General features: G+C 39.1%; 15 protein-coding genes and 1 pseudogene. 13 read left to right on the top strand and 3 right to left on the bottom strand.

Annotation, left to right across the window (positions count from 1 at the left end):
* The 6 genes from H8S17_RS07055 to H8S17_RS07030 all read left to right on the top strand — a co-directional run bounded on the left by H8S17_RS07055 (window position 1) and on the right by H8S17_RS07030 (window position 8211).
* Entirely contained in the window at window positions 1–2277 is a 2277-nt protein-coding gene (locus H8S17_RS07055; protein ID WP_186866749.1) for a YceG family protein, read from the top strand.
* Between the two features lie 2 nt (window positions 2278–2279).
* Window positions 2280–3437, top strand: a complete 1158-nt coding sequence (locus tag H8S17_RS07050) for a toxic anion resistance protein (protein WP_186866748.1) — start codon at window positions 2280–2282, stop codon at window positions 3435–3437.
* A gap of 55 nt (window positions 3438–3492) precedes the next feature.
* The gene (locus H8S17_RS07045) at window positions 3493–4074 is read left to right on the top strand and encodes a TerD family protein (RefSeq protein ID WP_178051696.1); all 582 of its coding nucleotides are present in this window, start codon (window positions 3493–3495) and stop codon (window positions 4072–4074) included.
* Between the two features lie 11 nt (window positions 4075–4085).
* Complete coding sequence (locus H8S17_RS07040) at window positions 4086–4691, top strand: TerD family protein (protein WP_186866747.1); 606 nt, start codon at window positions 4086–4088, stop codon at window positions 4689–4691.
* Between the two features lie 93 nt (window positions 4692–4784).
* Window positions 4785–7424: a cation-translocating P-type ATPase gene (locus H8S17_RS07035; protein ID WP_186866746.1), complete on the top strand. Its 2640-nt coding sequence runs from the start codon at window positions 4785–4787 to the stop codon at window positions 7422–7424.
* Between the two features lie 25 nt (window positions 7425–7449).
* A complete protein-coding gene (locus H8S17_RS07030) occupies window positions 7450–8211 on the top strand; it encodes an HAD hydrolase family protein (protein ID WP_243237999.1) in 762 nt (253 codons plus the stop codon).
* A gap of 28 nt (window positions 8212–8239) precedes the next feature.
* Here the strand turns inward: H8S17_RS07030 and H8S17_RS07025 are convergent, their stop codons facing one another.
* Both H8S17_RS07025 and H8S17_RS07020 read right to left on the bottom strand, forming a co-directional pair.
* Window positions 8240–8944 (bottom strand): AIM24 family protein, encoded by a 705-nt coding sequence (locus H8S17_RS07025; protein WP_178051692.1) that lies wholly within the window; start codon window positions 8942–8944, stop codon window positions 8240–8242.
* A gap of 29 nt (window positions 8945–8973) precedes the next feature.
* Window positions 8974–9765 carry a TerD family protein gene (locus tag H8S17_RS07020; RefSeq protein WP_186866744.1) on the bottom strand — a complete coding sequence of 264 codons (792 nt, stop codon included), beginning with the start codon at window positions 9763–9765 and terminating at the stop codon, window positions 8974–8976.
* Window positions 9766–10040: 275 nt separating this feature from the next.
* Between H8S17_RS07020 and H8S17_RS07015 the strand changes: the two genes are divergently transcribed.
* Window positions 10041–10802 carry a phosphopantothenoylcysteine decarboxylase domain-containing protein gene (locus tag H8S17_RS07015; protein WP_186866743.1) on the top strand — a complete coding sequence of 254 codons (762 nt, stop codon included), beginning with the start codon at window positions 10041–10043 and terminating at the stop codon, window positions 10800–10802.
* On the top strand, window positions 10799–11338 hold the full coding sequence (locus H8S17_RS07010; protein ID WP_186866742.1) for a flavoprotein: 540 nt from the start codon (window positions 10799–10801) through the stop codon (window positions 11336–11338). The genes H8S17_RS07015 and H8S17_RS07010 overlap by 4 nt, the downstream gene beginning before the upstream one ends.
* Here the strand turns inward: H8S17_RS07010 and H8S17_RS07005 are convergent.
* The gene (locus tag H8S17_RS07005; protein WP_186866741.1) at window positions 11330–11992 is read right to left on the bottom strand and encodes a Crp/Fnr family transcriptional regulator; all 663 of its coding nucleotides are present in this window, start codon (window positions 11990–11992) and stop codon (window positions 11330–11332) included. The two genes, H8S17_RS07010 and H8S17_RS07005, sit on opposite strands and share 9 nt — an antisense overlap.
* A 97-nt stretch (window positions 11993–12089) precedes the next feature.
* Here H8S17_RS07005 and H8S17_RS07000 point away from each other — a divergent pair, with 97 nt between their 5' ends.
* The 5 genes and pseudogenes from H8S17_RS07000 to H8S17_RS17370 all read left to right on the top strand — a co-directional run.
* Window positions 12090–12794, top strand: coding sequence for an ATP-binding protein (locus tag H8S17_RS07000; RefSeq protein ID WP_186866740.1), 705 nt, complete (start codon window positions 12090–12092; stop codon window positions 12792–12794).
* 15 nt (window positions 12795–12809) lie between these two features.
* Window positions 12810–14411: a hydroxylamine reductase gene (gene hcp / locus H8S17_RS06995; protein ID WP_186866739.1), complete on the top strand. Its 1602-nt coding sequence runs from the start codon at window positions 12810–12812 to the stop codon at window positions 14409–14411.
* Between the two features lie 166 nt (window positions 14412–14577).
* Window positions 14578–16899, top strand: a complete 2322-nt coding sequence (locus H8S17_RS06990; RefSeq protein ID WP_186866738.1) for a cyclic nucleotide-binding domain-containing protein — start codon at window positions 14578–14580, stop codon at window positions 16897–16899.
* Window positions 16900–16983: 84 nt separating this feature from the next.
* Window positions 16984–18444 carry a hypothetical protein gene (locus H8S17_RS06985; protein ID WP_186866737.1) on the top strand — a complete coding sequence of 487 codons (1461 nt, stop codon included), beginning with the start codon at window positions 16984–16986 and terminating at the stop codon, window positions 18442–18444.
* A 151-nt stretch (window positions 18445–18595) separates the two neighbouring features.
* Window positions 18596–18910, top strand: a pseudogene (locus H8S17_RS17370) (flagellin N-terminal helical domain-containing protein); the annotation flags it as partial.
* Window positions 18911–18945: the final 35 nt, after the last annotated feature.

The following is an 18945-nucleotide window of genomic DNA, read 5'->3' as shown; positions in this document are numbered from 1 at the left end:
ATGTTAGAACATAAAAAGATTCAAAACCTTAATGATTATTTTGTCACGTTAAACAACAGGCAGAATAAAGGTGTATATTTTTATCGGATCAATGGATATTCAGATGAAATTGGTGAATTTATAAAAAAATATTATGATGTGGCAAGAAGAACGGGTATCGTAATAGAAGGAAAGATTCCAAACCCGGATGAGAATAACCTTGCATATTATAATGAGATTATGGGAATGGATTTTCAGATGGATCTGCAGTTTATTTCGAGGAGTTTACAAAAGTGGCTGCCGAGAATGAATGAGCTGCAAAGGCAGAATGTTGCGGCTTCTATCTATGATTCCTTAGATTCTATGAGAAAAGCCGGCAAAAATGAGAATATGTTAAAAAATGCATATATCAAGTTTATGTGCTGGCTGTATTATAAATTTGAAAGAATCATCAATCAGTTAGGAGAAAATGACATTCCTAAGATTTTATATGAAGGTGAAATAAGCAATTACGAACTGATGCTGATATCGATCCTCTCAAATGCCGGATGTGATATTGTTCTGTTACAGTATGCAGGTGATCAGGGTTATCTGAAAGCAGATCCGTCTTCATCACTTTCTGATGATCTGCAGGTGAATGGTTTAAAACCGTTTCCCGAGGGGTATTGTATTAAGAAGGTTAGAGAAGAAATCCAAAATGATCTGAATAATGAAAGGCTCTATGGTGCAAAACCAGGTCTTGTAAACTGTACAAATGCATGGATCAAGGGAAAAGGTCTTGATGATATCCGTGAGAGTGTGACAGTAAGAGGCAATGATAACCGTTTTTTTTATAACTGCTTTTGCCGGATCAATGGAGTTGAGGACAGGCTTACTTATACAAACGAGCTGTTTCAGTTACAGCAGGAACTTAGAAATGCCAGGAGAAAATTAGTAATTGTAAATAAAGAAATCCCAAAACCGACACCAGAGGAAATTGCGGGGATCAAGAGGAATAACTATACAAAACAGGATCAGATGATCTTAGATCTGTCAGGCAATATCAGATCTTTAGCCAATAATGAATTACAAAAGATCATTCATAAAGCATTTGTAGATGTCATTCTGACAGAATCAAAAAAAGAAGGGGAAAATCTGAATAGACTGACAAACAAGGCAGTATACCTGCTTTGCTGGCTCAAAAGATATATGGTGCAGTTGTTTGCAAACTGGAAACCGTCGGATATCGGGTGCTTTATCTATATGGGAGGCTGTAAGAGTGATAATGAAGCATTATTTATGAGTTTTCTAGGCAGACTTCCGGTAGATGTCCTGATCTTGTGTCCGAACTTAAATACAAAATGCTATCTTACAGATCCGTTATTATATGAAGTGAATTATACAGAGAGTCTTTCTATCACACATTTTCCGGAAGAAAGTTCCGAGGTACGGATCGGAACGGCTGCATATCATGCGGAGCGGGATCTTGATACGTTCATGTATCAGGATACCGGAATTTACAGAAATAAACAGTATGGTAAGGCAAATGTGATCAATCTGCAGACAATGTATGAAGAAATCAGGATACTTTGGGATCAGGAATTAAAATACAGACCAAATTTCAGTACCGTAGACGGAGTGGTAAATATTCCGGTCATTTTTTCAAAGATATCAGGAGTCAAAGACGGACTTGTCGCACAGTACTGGGTATCCGTAAAAGAACTGATCACAGAAGATACGATCGTAGTAAAAGGTGCTCCTTATATTTCATCGACAGCACCAAATCCAATGAAGTCTTATTCAGCCGAGTTTTATAAAAATGGAAAACTCCAGAGAAATAAGATCAAAAACCATCCGAAATATCCATATGCGATTTTAAGGGAAGAAATGCAGGAATTTATACTCGATAAACTACAGCTATTGATCGAGCAGAAACTGATCAGGGGCATTGGTGAAAATGGAACTGAATATACGGTGATCGCACAGGTTTTAAATCTGCCAAAAGAGATCATCCGTATGATCCAGAAATTCGATTTTACAAAAAAGAATCCGAAACTGATCTATATCAATACCGGTGAAAACGTTATTTCATTAGAGGATTCGATTCTGACAGCTTTTCTTAATCTGATAGGTTTTGATATTGTATTTTTCGTGCCTACAGGTTATCAGAGCGTTGAAACACATTTTACAAGGGATCTAATGGAAGAACATCAGATAGGGGAATATATATATGATATGCAGGTTCCTGATCTGAATAGTCTTTCATTAAAGCACACACGTCCTACATGGCGTGATAAAATATTTAAGAGAGGTAATTGATTATGGGACTTGACTTTAGTAAATCCACAATGGCAGCACCGGCACAGACTGCCAATGGTCTTAAAGAAGCAAAAGATGAGATTGCAGTAGTAGAGCAGTATGATATTGTTGCTGACAGACAGCAGATGAATGCAGAACTGGTCAATTCAGACGAAGTTGACCGTATTGTAAGTACGATCGAAGTAAATAACATGGATACGATCGTATCTTTTGGAGCAGAGGTTGCAGAAGAAATCTCAAAAGCATCTGATGTTGTCCTTAACAGCATGAACATGTCACAGTTAGATGATACAAGCGAAATGTTAAAAACATTAGCAAAGATCATGGATCAGTTTGATATTGAGGAGATCAAAGACAATCCGGGATTTTTCGGAAAGTTGTTTGGAAATATAAAAAAACAGCTTGATAAGATCCTTGCAAAATACCATACAATGGGTGATGAAGTTGATAAGATCTATGTACAGCTTAAAGGTTATGAATCTGAGATCAGACAGTCAAATAAAAAATTAAATACAATGTTTGAAGCGAATGTCAATTATTACCATGAATTAGTAAAATACATATTAGCCGGTGAGCAGGCTTGTAAAGAGATTGAAGATTACATTGCCCAAAGACAGCAGGATATGGAAACTACCGGAGATGAGTCGATCCAGTTTGAACTGACCAGTTTAAATCAGGCGCTTATGATGATGGAACAGAGAACGCAGGATTTAAGAACGGCTGAAAATGTTGCTATGCAGTCTATTCCGATGATCAAGACCATGGAATTTAGTAACTACAATCTGGTCAGAAAGATCAATTCCGCATTTATTGTGACATTGCCGGTATTTAAACAGGCACTTGCACAGGCAATCTTATTAAAACGCCAGAAGATCCAGGCAGAAGCAATGAGTGCATTAGATAAGAAAACAAATGAAATGCTTATCAAAAATGCCCGGAATACAGTGGAAGTTTCTAAGACAACAGCACGTTTAGCTTCAGGAAGTTCTATCCAGATCGAAACACTTGAAACAACATGGAGAACGATCACAAGCGGTATCGAGGAAACAAAGAGAATACAGGAAGATGCCAGAAAGAAACGTATCGAAGATCAGGCAAGGCTCGAAGCAATCAAGCAGGACTTTAATAAACAGTATCATATGCCGCCTGCAAAAAGATAACCGTAGTTACCACTAAAAAATTATATAAATCATATACCACAAGGAGGGTACGATTATGCCAATCAATTTATCAAAGGGACAGAAAGTAGACTTAACAAAAGGAAATCCGGGACTTAAAAATATCATGGTCGGACTTGGATGGGATGTCAATGCATTTGATTCAGGATCTGATTTCGACCTCGATGCAGCAGCATTTATGCTTGGAGCAGATGGAAAATGCCCGACAGATAAGGAATTTATCTTCTATGGTAATTTAGCTCATACAAGCGAATCTGTTAAGCATATGGGAGATAATCTTACCGGTGAGGGTGAAGGCGATGATGAACAGATTGAGATCGATCTGTCAAAAGTACCGGCTAACATCGAAAAGATCGCATTTACAGTAACGATCTATGATGCAGAAAACAGACATCAGAACTTTGGTCAGGTATCGAATTCCTTTATCCGTCTGGTAGATGAATCAAACAATACAGAGATGATCAGATATGACCTTGGAGAAGATTTCTCAATCGAAACTGCTGTTGTTGTAGGTGAACTTTACAGACATAACGGCGAATGGAAATTCAATGCGATCGGAAGTGGATTCCAGGGTGGACTTGCAGCACTTTGCGGACATTACGGAATTGAAGTAGCATAGGAGGTTTATTTATGGCTATCAACTTACAAAAAGGTCAGAAGATCAGTCTGACAAAAGAAAATGCAGGCTTATCAAAAATTATTGTCGGTTTAGGATGGGATGAAGTAAGACAGTCCGGTGGTGGAGGATTTTTAAGTGCATTATTTGGAACACAGCCACAGGCAATTGATTGTGATGCATCTGCCATCTTACTGAAAAACGGAAAGTATGTGAGTAAAGATGATCTGGTTTTCTTCGGAAATCTGAAACACAAATCGGGGACAGTCAATCATATGGGAGATAACCTTACCGGTGCAGGAGAAGGTGATGATGAGCAGATCGTTATCGACCTGTCAAAAGTACCTGCAGAATATGATAAGATTGTTATTGTTGTAAATATCTATCAGGCAGTCAGAAGACGGCAGCATTTTGGAATGATCGAGAATGCGTTTATCCGTTTAGTGGATGCTAAAAATAATAAGGAGATCTGTAAATATAATCTGACGGAAAATTATTCTGGAATGACAGCCATGATCTTTGGTGAAGTATACAGACATAATGGTGAGTGGAAATTCAGTGCGATCGGAAACGGTACAACGGATCCCGGAATAGCAGCAGTATGTCAGAGATATGTATAACAGCGGTCAACAATATAAGAATAATAATAAGAGGAACTATCCATTTGGTTCCTCTTTTTATAAAATATAAAAATGAGGAGGTCATTCAGGTTTATGAGTGATATTAAAAAGGATGAGTTGATGAAGGGATTGTCAGATTCCCAGGTCAATGACAGCAAAGCAAAGTATGGAACGAATGAATTGGCAAAAAAGGAAAGCGAATCACTCTGGTCTATGTTTATCGGTGCATTTGATGATATCTGGATCAAAGTATTATGTGCAGCACTGGTTTTAAAGATCGTTTTAGCAGTCTTAGGAATGTTCGTGCCTGCATTATCCGGTGAAAATGATGTTGTAGAGATCATCAGTATTATTATAGCAATCGGACTTGCAACCGGATTCAGTACATTATCAGAGTACCGGAATGCTTCGAGAAGTGAGGCTTTGCAGGAAGAGTATAATAAGACTTATGCAAAGGTAATGAGAAACGGAAAGCTTGTCAATATCCTTACAAGTGAGATTGTAAAAGGTGATACGATCCTTGTTCAGGCAGGTGATAAAGTACCTGTCGACGGTATCTTATTTGAAGGTCATATCAAAGTATCACAGGCTGCATTAAATGGTGAATCCAGAGATGAGAATAAGACAGCAGCTGATACTATGGATGATGCAGAATCTACAGATTACGCTTCCGCAAGCAAAGTATTTATGGGATCTGTTGTAACTTCCGGTGAAGGTTATATGGTTGCAACTGTGATCGGTGATCAGTCTGAGTTAGGCAAGATCAATAAGGCACTTACTGATAGTGATGAGGAAGAAGAAAGAAAAGATACTTCCAGCTTAAAACTTGAAGTAGTAGCAGCAGGAATCGGTAAATTAGGTGTTTCAGCGGCTGCAATTGCAGGTGTTTTACATGTTGTCCTGAATTTAGTCAGGGCAAATGAAGCAGCAACTGTTGTTTCTGTTCTTCTGTTAGCAGCAGAGGCAGTTATGCTGATGGCTTCTATCGTGATCATGGCTGTTCCGGAAGGACTTCCGATGATGAACAGCTTAGTACAGTCCATGAATACAGAAGCAATGTATAAGAAAAATATTCTTGTAAGCCATAAAGCAGCATTTTCAGACTCTGCGTATATGAATGTTTTATTCAGTGATAAAACAGGAACTATTACACAGGGTAACTTATCTTTAGTAGAATTTATCACCGGAGATGGAAAAATTGTAGATAGTATCAAAAACAGTGAATTTATTGAAGCTATCACATTAAATAACCTTGCAAAAGTTTCCTCCGAAGGAAAAGCAATCGGAAGTAATAATATGGACCGTGCATTACTTTCTTATGCACTTAACAATGGTTATGATGATTCTAAAAATGATACCGATAAAGTAGAAGATATCAGTGGTTTTGATTCTGAAAAGAAATGTGCAACCGTTACATTAAAAGACGGTCTTGTTTACTGGAAGGGTGCTACAGAAAATATCATTGAACAGGTAACACATTACATGCTTCCGGATGGAGAAGAAAAAGAATTTACTGCAGAGGATAAGAAGATTGTTGAAGAACAGATGCTTGCAGAAGCAAAAAGAACCATGAAACTTCTTTCTGTAGCAAAGATCAGCAATGGAAAGACAGTTCTTATGGCAGTATTATGTCTTCGTGATAATGTAAGAACAGATGCGGTTGAAACTGTTGAGATCTTAAATCATGCAGGTATTCAGGTTGTAATGGTTACCGGAGATGCTGAAGAAACAGCAACAGCGATCGCAAAAGAAGCAGGTATTCTGAAGAATGAAAAGAAAGACGTTGTTTTAACACATGAGGAATTAGAGAAAATGTCTGATGAGGAGCTGAAAAAAGTCCTGCCGGATTTAAGAGTTGTAAGCAGGGCAAAGCCTCTTGATAAGAAACGACTGGTATCTATGTCCCAGCAGTTAGAAAATGTCTGTGGTATGACCGGTGACGGTGTCAATGATGCACCTGCACTAAAGCAGGCAGATATCGGATTTGCAATGGGTGATGGTACTGCTGTTGCACAGGAAGCCGGTGACGTTGTTATTTTAAATAACAGTCTGACTTCAATCAAGGATTGTGTATTAAACAGTAGGACCATGGCAAAATCAGTAGGAAAATTCCTTATTTTCCAGCTTACTGTGAATATCAGTACATTGTTAATGAATATTATTGCACCGATCTTAGGATGGACAGAGCCATTCTCCATCGTACAGATCTTATGGATCAACCTGATCATGGATACTTTAGCAGCAATGGCATTTGGTGGAGAGCCGATCCTTGACAGATATATGGAAGACCAGCCAGCTAAGAGAACTGATAATATCCTGACAACTTATATTAAATCAGCGATCGGAACCAGTGCTATCTTCATCACATTAGGATCAATCTTAATTCTTGAAAATATTGCGGGAATCACAAGTTTTGTGACACCGGCTGATTGTGCTGATCCGGAATTATATGAAAAGACATTTATGTTTGCATTCTTTATCTATTCGATCATATTTAACAGTTTAAATACCAGATCTGAGAAGTATAATCTGTTTGAACATATTAGCGAGAACAAGAACTTCATAAGAGTCATGGGGGCAATCTTTATCCTGCAGACGATCATCATTCAAATTGGTGGAAAAGTATTTGATACCACAATGCTTAATGTAAAGGCACTGCTTGTTTCTATGGTATTAGCTGTATTGATCATTCCGGTTGACCTGATCAGAAAAGTGATCATTTCAAAAAAATAAATCAGAAGTTATGCATATATTTTGTATGGATTTAGACAATACGATCATCTATTCTTATAAACACGATATTGGGAATGAAAAGATCAATGTTGAAATTTATCAGGGCAGGGAAATCTCCTTTATCACTAAAAAAACACAGGAATTGCTGTTGATGGCTAAGGAAAAATATATGCTCATTCCGACATCAACAAGAACGGTCGGGCAGTATGAAAGGATCGACTTAGGGATAGGAGCATTTCCTTATGCACTGGTATGTAATGGCGGTATCTTGTTAGTCAACGGAAAACGGGATCGTGCATGGTATGAAACTTCACTTGATCTGATTCGGGAAAGTAGTCCTGAATTAGAAAAAGCAATGGGCATCTTAGAACATGATAAACGGAGAAAGTTTGAACTTAGATTTATTGAACGGTTATTTGTATTTACCAAATGTAACGATCCAGAGGAAGTTGTACAATATTTAAGATCACGGTTAGATGTAGGAATTGTTGATATTTTTCATAATGGAGAAAAAGTATATGTTGTTCCGAAAAAATTAAGCAAAGGTATGGCTGTAAGGCGGTTAAGGGAAAAATTAAAGCCTGAAAGTATTATGGCAGCAGGCGATAGTGGATTTGATATCTCAATGGTAGAAGAAGCAGATCATGGGTTTGTACCTTATGGATTTACAGACGCATATCAGATATCCGATGATAGAAGTAAGATCATGGAAATGGAGCCGGAAAGACTTTTTTCAGAAGCATTATTAGAAAAGGCATTAAAAATGAGCAGTCCCATTAAAATATAGATGGGCTGCTCATTTTTTGGATTGTTTGTCAGTCCATGCTTACTTTGATTCCACCGGTTCGTTCGGAAGGCTGGATGATCACTGTCACATCGTCGCCGGCACGCCATTCAAACTGATAGGACTCTCCGGAAGCCTGACCGATAAAGGTTTTCCATGAAACATCGGCTGTTACGCTTGGATCACAATGACCATTACCAACCCAGCAGATGACAGCATCAGGATCTACAGAGATCGTATTATTCGTACCGACATTACTCAATACGATCGGGTTGCCATCGGATAATACTGCGACATAAGCATTTTTACCTCTGGCAGTAAGTGTAGAAGTTGCAAGACCCTTCTGGGAAAGCACACCGACACCAATAAAACGGACACTGTAATCGCAATCCGGTGTAAATGCCAATATATTTTCTGACTCAACGGAAATGGTTTCTCCCTGTGCTAACTGATAGATCACAATATGCTGACCATAGTTAGCATAATAAGTAACCGAATCACCATTCAGGTTGACTTTCATCAGAGGCAGGTTTTCACCGGTGATTCTTCGGGCAAGCTGTCCGAGTAAAGCCTGTCCGATATTATTCTGTGGTCCAAGCAATACCTTTTCAAATTTATAATTCTTCGGGCCAACATTATCTCCGGCAATAAACGCACCTGCTTTTACAAAAAGCGTTTCATTGCCGCTGCATGTTACCTTTAAAGTTAATTCGTTTACCGTTTCAAATACTAACATAGATATTTCCTCCTTATATACACATGATATTAAACAACTTCGACTCCATATAATTCACAAAGTCCTGCAAGATTTTTAGCAACGCCGTTTCCGATGGCATTGAATTTCCAAGCGCCCTTATACTGATAGACTTCTCCTATCATCATAGAGGTCACATTAGAATAATATTCTTCCATTTTAAAACTTACCAGTTCTGTATCAGACTCATCCATGATCCTGACGTATGCATCTTTTAACATACTAAAATTCAGATTTTTTTCAAAAGCCTTATCGATGGTCAGGACAAAAACGATTTTTGTTACATCGGGGTTTAATTTTGTAAAATCAATAGAGATGATCTCACGGTCTGTCCCCTGACCGTGAGAAAATACGGTACTGCCATCAGGGCTTTTTTCCTGTCCATAAAAAACAAACCACGGATCACCGATGACTTTTCCAGAATTATTTAGTAAGAAAGCAGATACATCCACATCACACGCTGCATTGGTGACATTCCAGCCTAATTTTGCATAAATTTTTGCCGGGGATATCTGATTTTCTGATAAAGCAGCCTTCTGACCTTTCTGGATCTGCCGGCTTAAAGGCGGGATGGGTTTTTCTGCGACCGGGGTGCTGCTGGTTACTATGCTAGCAGGAGCAGATGTATTTTCTGCTGACGTACGAACATGATCTGGTTCCACAGAAGGAGTAATATCATTTTTAGCAGAATTAACAGAAGTGATGTTATGGGATGATTTTGGACCTTGTATCCTGATAGTATTGAGTGTCATAACAGTCTGACTATTCAGTGGTCCGGACGATTTCATAGGTACATTGATCATATTGATATTCCTTTCAAATATGAATGAATAGTGTGATTGTTCAGGTTCATAAGAACATGATTCAAGAGTTTCTTATAAATATCAATTTTACGATACTTGACATAAATTGTCAAAAAGTGCAAAACGAAACTGATGCAAAAATAAAAAAAATATCGACATTCTGTCTTATTAACGATATGATGATATGAGGTCAAAAGGTGGCTGCTAAGTTGTAGACCACCTTATGACCCCAACATCATTATAGATAGAAACAAATATCAGGAGTATACAAGAACATGAAAGAATCAATGATAAATGTGATAGTGACGGCTGGCGGAACCAGTGAACCGATCGATAATGTCAGAAGAATTGCAAATACAGGGACAGGCAGGCTTGGAAGCCTGATCGCAGAGGAATTAGCGGCAGATGCTATGGTCGGACATATTTTTTATGTGTGTGCAAAGGATTCATTTCGTCCGGTGTCAGAAAAAGCAGTCTGTGTAGAAATAGAAAGTGTTTCTGATCTGCAGGCGGCAGTAACAGAGCTGATGGAAAAAAATGAGATCCATGGGATCATTCACAGTATGGCAGTCAGTGATTATACTGTCCGGTCGGTAACGACAGTTGAAAGTCTGGTGGATTTTTTAGCAAATGATACAACGAACGATATGAAGGAAAAGATCCTTAAGGGAATGGATCAGACAGATATCCGGTCAGGTGGTGGAAAATTATCATCACAGATGAAATCTCCGCTGCTGTTATTAGAACCGACACCAAAGATCATTTCCATGTTTCGAAAAATGGCGCCACAGGCGGTTATTGTAGGATTTAAGCTGTTGAGCAATGTTTCCAAGGAGAATCTGTTTGATACAGCATATCGGCTGCTAATAAAAAATGATTGTGACTATGTATTAGCCAATGATGCAAAAGAGATCGATGCGGATCATCACCATGCTTATCTGTTAGATAGAGAGAAAAACAGTCAGACGTTTGACACAAAAACAGAAATTGCAAAAGGAATTGCAGATATCGTATTAAGAGAGGTAAAACGAAAATGAAAAAGAATATCATATTAGGGATCACAGGAAGTATTGCCGCATACAAGGCGGCAGACATTGCGAATACATTAACAAAAGAAGGACATAGCGTGCATGTGATCATGACGAAGGCAGCGATGGAATTTATCACGCCGCTTACATTGCAGACACTGACAAAAAACAAAGTACATACAGACCAGTTTGCGCCTTATATTCCTTCCGAAGTAGAACATATCTCACTTGCACAGAAAGCGGATCTTTTTTTAGCCGCTCCGGCAAGTGCAGATTTTATTGCAAAAGCAGCGGCTGGAATTGCAGATGATATGCTGACAACCGTTTTGTTAGCTGCCCGAAATATCCCGATCTTCGTCGCTCCGGCTATGAATACTGCGATGTATGAGAATCCGATCACCCAGCGGAACATTAAGATGCTGACGGAATTTGGGTTTCAGTTTATAGAGCCTAGAGAAGCATTACTTGCTTGCGGAGATTTAGGAAAAGGTGCGTTAGCAGAAACAGAGGATATCTTATCGCAGGTGCGTAAAGCGTTACAATAATAAGGTAAACTCATTTTTATGAAATTCTAACAGACCTTCCTCTCTCATTTTAGAAAGTTCATTTGACATGGCACTCCGGTCGACCGATAGGAAGTCGGCAAGCTGCTGACGGTTAAATGGAATCGAAAAATGACCACTGTTCTGCTGTTTTGCCTGCCCGGACAAATAGGAGATCAATTTTTCTCTGGTCGTACGTTTTGACATATGTCCTAGTTTTTGTACCAGTTTTCTGTTTTTTTCAGAGATTGCAAAAAATAAGTTCTGCATGACCATGGTATGAAAACGGCAGGCAGAAGAACAGGTGGTAAGGATTTTTTTTACATCAAAAAAGATGATCGTAGAATCTTTAAAAGCGACAACATCATTTAAGATCGTGCCACTTTCCGGTGCAAGATACGCTTCACCAAACATTTCTCCGGTATCTACGCGGTTAATGATACTGCGGTTTCCCCAGTAATCATCGATTTGGATCAACAGTTCCCCCTCTGCTAAGATCATAATATCTTCAATATGGGAACCCTGCCGAAAGACATATTCTCCTTTTTTATAAGTATGAAGTCTTGCATTTAAGCAGGAGAGCATAGCTTCGATCTCAGATTCTAAAACTCCCGAAAATAATTTTGAATTTTTTAAAATTGGAAGATATTGTTTCATAAAAAACACCTTTCTGTTGGAAATACAACCGACTTGTTGCTATAAATATACTACAATCCGATTGTAAAGTAAATAAAAAGCAAAGGAGCATACGAATATGATTCGAAGGATTATCAGGATAGATGAAGAAAAGTGCAACGGCTGCGGGCTTTGTGCAAATGCATGCCATGAAGGTGCGATCGGAATGGTAGACGGAAAAGCGAAACTGCTAAGAGAAAACTACTGTGACGGTTTAGGGGACTGCCTTCCGGCATGTCCGGTCAATGCGATCTCATTTGAAGAGCGTGAAGCACCTGCGTATGATGAGGCAGCAGTATTAGCGGCAAAGAAGGCAAAAGCATCTGCCGTTCCATGTGGCTGTCCGGGTACACAGGCAAAAATGTTACAGAGAAAAGAAAAGATAACTGACAGCACAGTAGGAACACAGCAGATTGATAGCCGGTTGAACCAGTGGCCCGTACAGATCAAATTAGTGCCAACCCGCGCACCATATTTTGATCAGGCGAATCTGTTGATCGCAGCAGATTGTACAGCTTATGCTTATGGAAATTTTCATAATGAATTTATCCATAATCACATTACAATGATCGGCTGTCCGAAATTAGATGAGGGTGATTATGCCGAAAAACTAATGGATATCATTAAAAATAATGATATCAGGAGTGTTACGATCGTCCGTATGGAAGTACCATGCTGCGGCGGAATTGAAAATGCAGCAAAACGGGCATTACAGGAAAGTGGAAAATTTATTCCATGGAACGTTGTAGTCATCTCAACAGATGGAAGAATCTTAGAAAGATAAAGGAGAATATCATAGATGAATCATTCAATGTTTTGTTTTCAGTGTGAACAGACCGCAGGATGCAGCGGATGTACAGGAAATATGGGAGTTTGTGGAAAAAGTGCAGATACCGCACAGATACAGGATCAGCTGACAGGAGCATTGATCGGGCTGTCACGTTCTACAGAAGGGAATGCGCATAAATTAAGCGATACAACAGCTTCTGTTGTTGTCGAGGGATTATTTGCAACACTTACAAATGTAAATTTTGACAATGAGGCGTTGCTTCGTATCTTACAGAGTGTCGAGGAAGAAAAGAAAAAATTAGTACCGGACTGTTATGTATGTGCAGCTTCCTGTGGCAAGAATAATGATTATGATATGAAGGAACTCTGGAATGCAAATGAAGATATCCGTTCCTTAAAATCACTGATCTTATTTGGGATCAGGGGAATTGCGGCATATGCTTATCATGCAGCCGTATTAGGATACAAAGATGAAAAGATCCATCAGTTTTTATATAAAGCGTTGTTTGCAATTGGGACAAGTGACTGGGGCATGGACGAATTACTTCCAATCGTGCTTGAAGTCGGTGAGGTCAATCTATCCTGTATGGAAATGTTAGATAAAGCAAACACCGAAACATTCGGACACCCAAAACCGGTAGAAGTATCTTTGACAGTGGAAAAAGGTCCATTTATCGTGATCAGCGGACATGATCTGTATGACCTGAAACTTTTATTAGAGCAGACAAACGGAAAAGGAATCAATATTTATACCCATGGAGAAATGCTTCCGGCACATGCATATCCTGAATTAAAGAAGTATCCACATTTAAGAGGAAACTTTGGTACAGCATGGCATAACCAGCAGAAAGAATTTGAAAATATTCCGGCGCCGGTCCTCTTTACCACCAACTGTCTGATGCCGCCAAAAGAATCTTATCGTGACAGAGTATTTACGACAGAAGTTGTCGGATATCCGGGCATGGTGCATATTGATGATAAGAAAGATTTTACACCAGTCATTGAAAAAGCACTTGAATTGGGCGGATTTGATACAGATACCGTACTGACCGGTATCAACGGAGGAAAGACCGTCATGACAGGTTTTGCAAGAAATACGGTCATGGAAGTTGCAGATACAGTGGTAGATGCGGTAAAAAGCGGTGCGATCCGCCATTTCTTCTTAGTAGGCGGCTGTGATGGTGCAAAATCCGGTAGAAATTATTATACAGATTTTGTAAAACAGACACCGAAAGATACTGTGATACTGACATTAGCATGTGGAAAATACCGCTTTAATGATCTTGATCTAGGCACGATCGGAGGCTTGCCAAGACTTATGGATATCGGTCAGTGTAATGATGCGTATTCTGCGATCTGTATTGCAAAAGCGTTATCAGAAGCGTTTTCCTGCGAGATAAATGAACTGCCGTTAAGTATGATCTTAAGCTGGTATGAACAGAAAGCAGTTTGCATTCTGCTGACCTTATTACACTTAGGGATCAAGAATATCCGGCTTGGCCCATCACTTCCGGCATTTTTATCTGAAAATGTGTTAAACTTTTTAGTAGAAAACTACCAGATCGCTCCGATCACGACGCCGGAAGAAGATTTAAAAATGATTTTAGGATAATAAAAAAATGATCAAAGTCAGGACATGGCTAAGGTGTTAATGAATCGCTATGTCCTGACTTTTTTCTTTACGTCAAATGAAAAAAAGAGTATAATAAAAACACCTAAAAAAATTATAGATTGTCAGGTAAAAGATATACAAAACAAACAATAGATGGGAGAAGAAAATGGGCACGGTTCTGAAAGAGAATGAATTGAATCAGTTAGTAAGGGGCACTGTACTCTTTCAAAAAGGTGAGAAGATCAGCTTCATCGGAATGATCGTAAAAGGAAGTATCCGTATACAGAATGGAGCAGTAAAAAGAATTGCAAAAAAAGGAACGATCATTGCAGCGGCTGATGTTTTTGCAGATGAATACTTAGGAGATTATATAACGGAAGAAGATACGATCTTTTATGCGTTTCCGGCATTTGATTCCGGTTCATTAGAACAGTTTCTGATCGACAATTCTGATTATAAGGGAATTGTCGTACATTCTATGGAAAAAGAGGTTGTAGAGTACTTAGGAGAAAGAGAAAGGATTCTGAATCGTGCAGGGGAGTTTTATCATTTTCTGAAAAGACATTATGAACTTGCGATCCGGGACGGCATGGATAAAGAAGAAGTACCGAGGAAATTTTTTGAAGTTGTACCGGAAGTAGCTTTTGAATTAGCATGTCGGGAGCCAAAAGTTTCCTACTATCAGGAATGTGCAAAAGTGCCATTATCTGTACATAATGAATTTTACCATGACAGCGATGTGATGGCATTTTATCAGGCTTCTGAGATTGCATATGTGATACAGGAGATCATCAAATCCTGTCAGACGATCGTAAAATATATTGAAGAAGTATTTTATATGTATTGGAATGCAAACGGTAATAATCTTTTTGATAAAGAAGTGAAGTTTGCAAAAGAAATGAAGAAAAACGGTCAGTTTAAAATGGAGCAGTTTATCCGTATCAATGATACGAAAGATAAGACATTTATGCTGAATGAGATCATTGAGCAGATGACAGGAAAACAGCTTCCATTAGACAGGCAGTATTTAGAAGAAACATTAAAGGCTGTTTTGAATACACCGATGGCAAGCAGTCAGGAAGTGGAAGAAGAACCGGTAAGAAGTGCGGAAGACCAGTTAGAACTTCTTCAAAATTCACTCTTACAGATCTTAGATTTTGCAAAGATCAAAAAAGAAGAACAACAGGAGATCATCACAGCAATGAATGCTTTTGTTCATGCAAAAGACAGGCTGTCGACACAGGATGATGTCCGGAAATTAAAAAAACAGATCGCACTCTATTATTTTAAAGTATACAAGGTCTGTTTATTTGAATGGTTTGAAAATGCGAACGTTCCGCTTGCAGTCAAATTGTTCTTAAACTATGGTTATATGGATGAGCGTCTGCTTGATGATGAACAGATTGTTTTTTTATGTGAACAGGTAGATCAGAGTTATCCGAATCTCCCATGTGACATTTATACCATGCCGGAATGGTTAAAAGCGATTTATGAAGGAAGAAAAGATACTTCAAGGGATTCTTTTGAACGCGATTATCGCGATGCACTTCGTGAACAGCGCAGAACAGGCAGGATCACAGACAGAGAAGAACGTGAGTATCTGAAGGATAACAGAAGAAAAGTTATTTTTGAGATTGAAAATATGTTTACCAGCAATAATAAGATCGTTAACGGTAAACTTTCAACTTATGTTCCGGTTCTGTACAAAGATGAGATCTATGGAGATATTGAGCGGCTTTTCCTAAGTAAACAGCAGCTTGCAGATACCATACTTGAATTAGAAGAAAAAGATTTTACAATATTTAACAGAGAAGTACTATATACAAATCCACAGCTTAAGATCGAAAAAGAATATGTGATCAAACATGTTTATCCTGATGTGATCTTAGCTCCGGTCTATGGTACAACTTCTTCGATGTGGCAGGAAATCACCGGAAAGAAAAGAGATACACCGGGCAGGTTTATCTTCCCAAGTATTGTAGAAAGTGAAGTCTATAAGCTGGTTACAAAAGCATTCGGAAGATTCCATTGGGAGTACTGCCGGTGTGAACAGGGAACATCATGGAATAATATCCAGTATAAGTCACTGACATCTGAATATATGGATTATATCCAGTATTACCGCAAGAATCATGACTTGTCAGAGGAACGACGGGAAAAGATCAAAGTCCAGATCCAGCGTGCAAGAAATAACAGCAGAGAGATTTTTTTAAATGATTATGAATTATGGATCTATTATGAATCCAAAGCGGCAATGAAATTAAATAAAGTATCGCGTGCTATTTTAGCAACTTATTGTCCGTTTAATAAAGATATCAGGGAATTTTTAAAGACAAATACTGCATTTTCGGAAGCAATGATGCGCCAGATCAGAAACTTCGGAGAAAAGGCAAAAGAGTGGGATATGCGTATTAAGAGAAGGGAAAATAATAATCTTGAAGTTCCAGAGGAATTTTATCGTACCTATGAATACTATGCAGATCACTAAGTCTGTCCGATAAATGTAATATATAGGTAACTGAAAAGGCATGAAACAGTTACGCAACATATAAGAAAAAAGAGGATGATGTTTATGAACGAGGAAATGAAAACCGTACAAAAAGACCAGCCAAAACATAGTAAAGGAAAAATGTCAGTATTACTTATTATCTTAACAGCGTTAGTGACAGCTGAATTATATCTGATGATAAATTTAGCCGGCAATTATCTATTGATCGGTGGAGTGGCACTTGTCATGCTCTGTCTGGTTTATCTTGTTATCAATACGGCTTTTAAGATGAAGGACGAACAGGAAGAACTACATAAAAAAGAATATGAAAGTCTTTATAAAGCACAGAAAGTTTCATATATCCTGATGAAACAGAACTTCATGGATCTTTTAGACCTGTCGGAAAAGATTTTAAAGAGCACAGAGTCAGATCTGCAGATTGATGAACTGCTCCGTGCACAAAAGGGTGTTGCCAAGGTTACGATCCAGAGGAATAAAGAAAATGCACTTGCCATTATGAATTGTAACGATAAGCTGTTAGAACGCATGACTGCAATGGAAGAAATCTTACAAGGTGCAGTCAAAGAACCGGATACAAGTTCGCAGGAAGCTGTAATTGCAGGATTAAAAGAGGAACTGCTTGCAAAACAGAAGGAAATGATGACTTCTGTAGATAAATTAGGAGAATCTTTAAAAGCAGAATTTTTAGAGAACATCTCTAGTATGACAAGCCGGATCGAAAAAGATATTGCGGGTATCCAGGTAGCAGCACCGGGCGTATCTGCTGCGGAAAAACCGGCAGAAATGTCAGCAGAAGAACTTGAAAGAGTGTTATTAGAATCCAGCAGACTGATGGCGGAAGCAGAGGAACCGGTGATGCCGCAGGCTGAGCCGGTTGCAGATCAGGCTGTTGTCAGTGAACCAACGGTAGAGAAACCGGTGGAAGAACCGATCGTTGAGGAATCGTCTGCAGGCGAGCCGGCAGCACAAGAGGCTGATGAATCAGTCAATGAGGAACCGGTTTCCAGTGAGCCGGTGCACGAGCCGATGATTGACGAAGCTGTGATTGGAGAATCAGTGATGGAGGAACCTGTCATTAGTGAGCCGGTACAAGAGCCGGTAGTTGATGAATCCATCATGCAGGAAACAGTTGCAAGCGATCCAGTGGTACAGGAACCGGTAATAGATGAAATTGTCAGCGAGGAACCGGTTATTAGTGAGCCGGTGCAAGAGCCGGTAATGGAAGAACCTGTCATTGAGGAATCATCTGTCAGCACATCAGCAGATGAAACACCGGAAGCGGTGATCATTTCAGAGGATACAAATCTTCCGGAAGAAGTAGTTGAAGAAGAAGTCGTACCGGAAAGTGCACCTGATCCGAATCATATTATGACACCGGATGAGATTGCAGCATTATTAGGAGAAACGGAGTCAGTGATCGAAGAAGAACCTGTAAAGGAAGAAAAAGCACCAATGCCGGATCTTTCGAATCCGAATCACGTAATGACACCGGAAGAAATTGCAGCATTATTAGCAAATATGTAAATATAAAATCCCATCTTTGACAGCTGATTAGTTAAAAAAGTGCCGCAAGCCCTTTAAACATAAGGGGCACAGCACTTTTTTTCTGCATACACGAAATATAGTAATGTTTTATCTCAGCTTACTTTTTTATGTATTGTAGAAAGCCGCCGGAATCAACCGTGCAGCAGATGATGCAGCAGGTTTAACCATTTCCGGGAAGATGAGAAAGCAGATGCGTGGTCTGGACCGTGCATCCACAAACGCACAGGACGGTGTATCTGCAGTGCAGACCGCAGAAGGTGCCCTGACAGAAGTTCACTCTATGTTACAGCGTATGAACGAGCTGGCGAACCAGGCTTCAAACGGAACGAACAGTGCTTCAGACCGTGATGCGATCCAGGCGGAGATCGACCAGCTGACAACAGAGATCGACCGTGTCTCTGAGACAACTAAGTTCAATGAGACTTATCTGTTAAAGGGTAATGCAGATGGAACAACCAAGACAAGAATAAGGCTTCTATT

The sequence above is a fragment of the Roseburia zhanii genome (assembly GCF_014287635.1).
GTDB classification, from domain to species: Bacteria; Bacillota; Clostridia; order Lachnospirales; family Lachnospiraceae; genus Roseburia_B; species Roseburia_B zhanii.
This window is presented reverse-complemented; position numbering and strand designations above follow the sequence as displayed.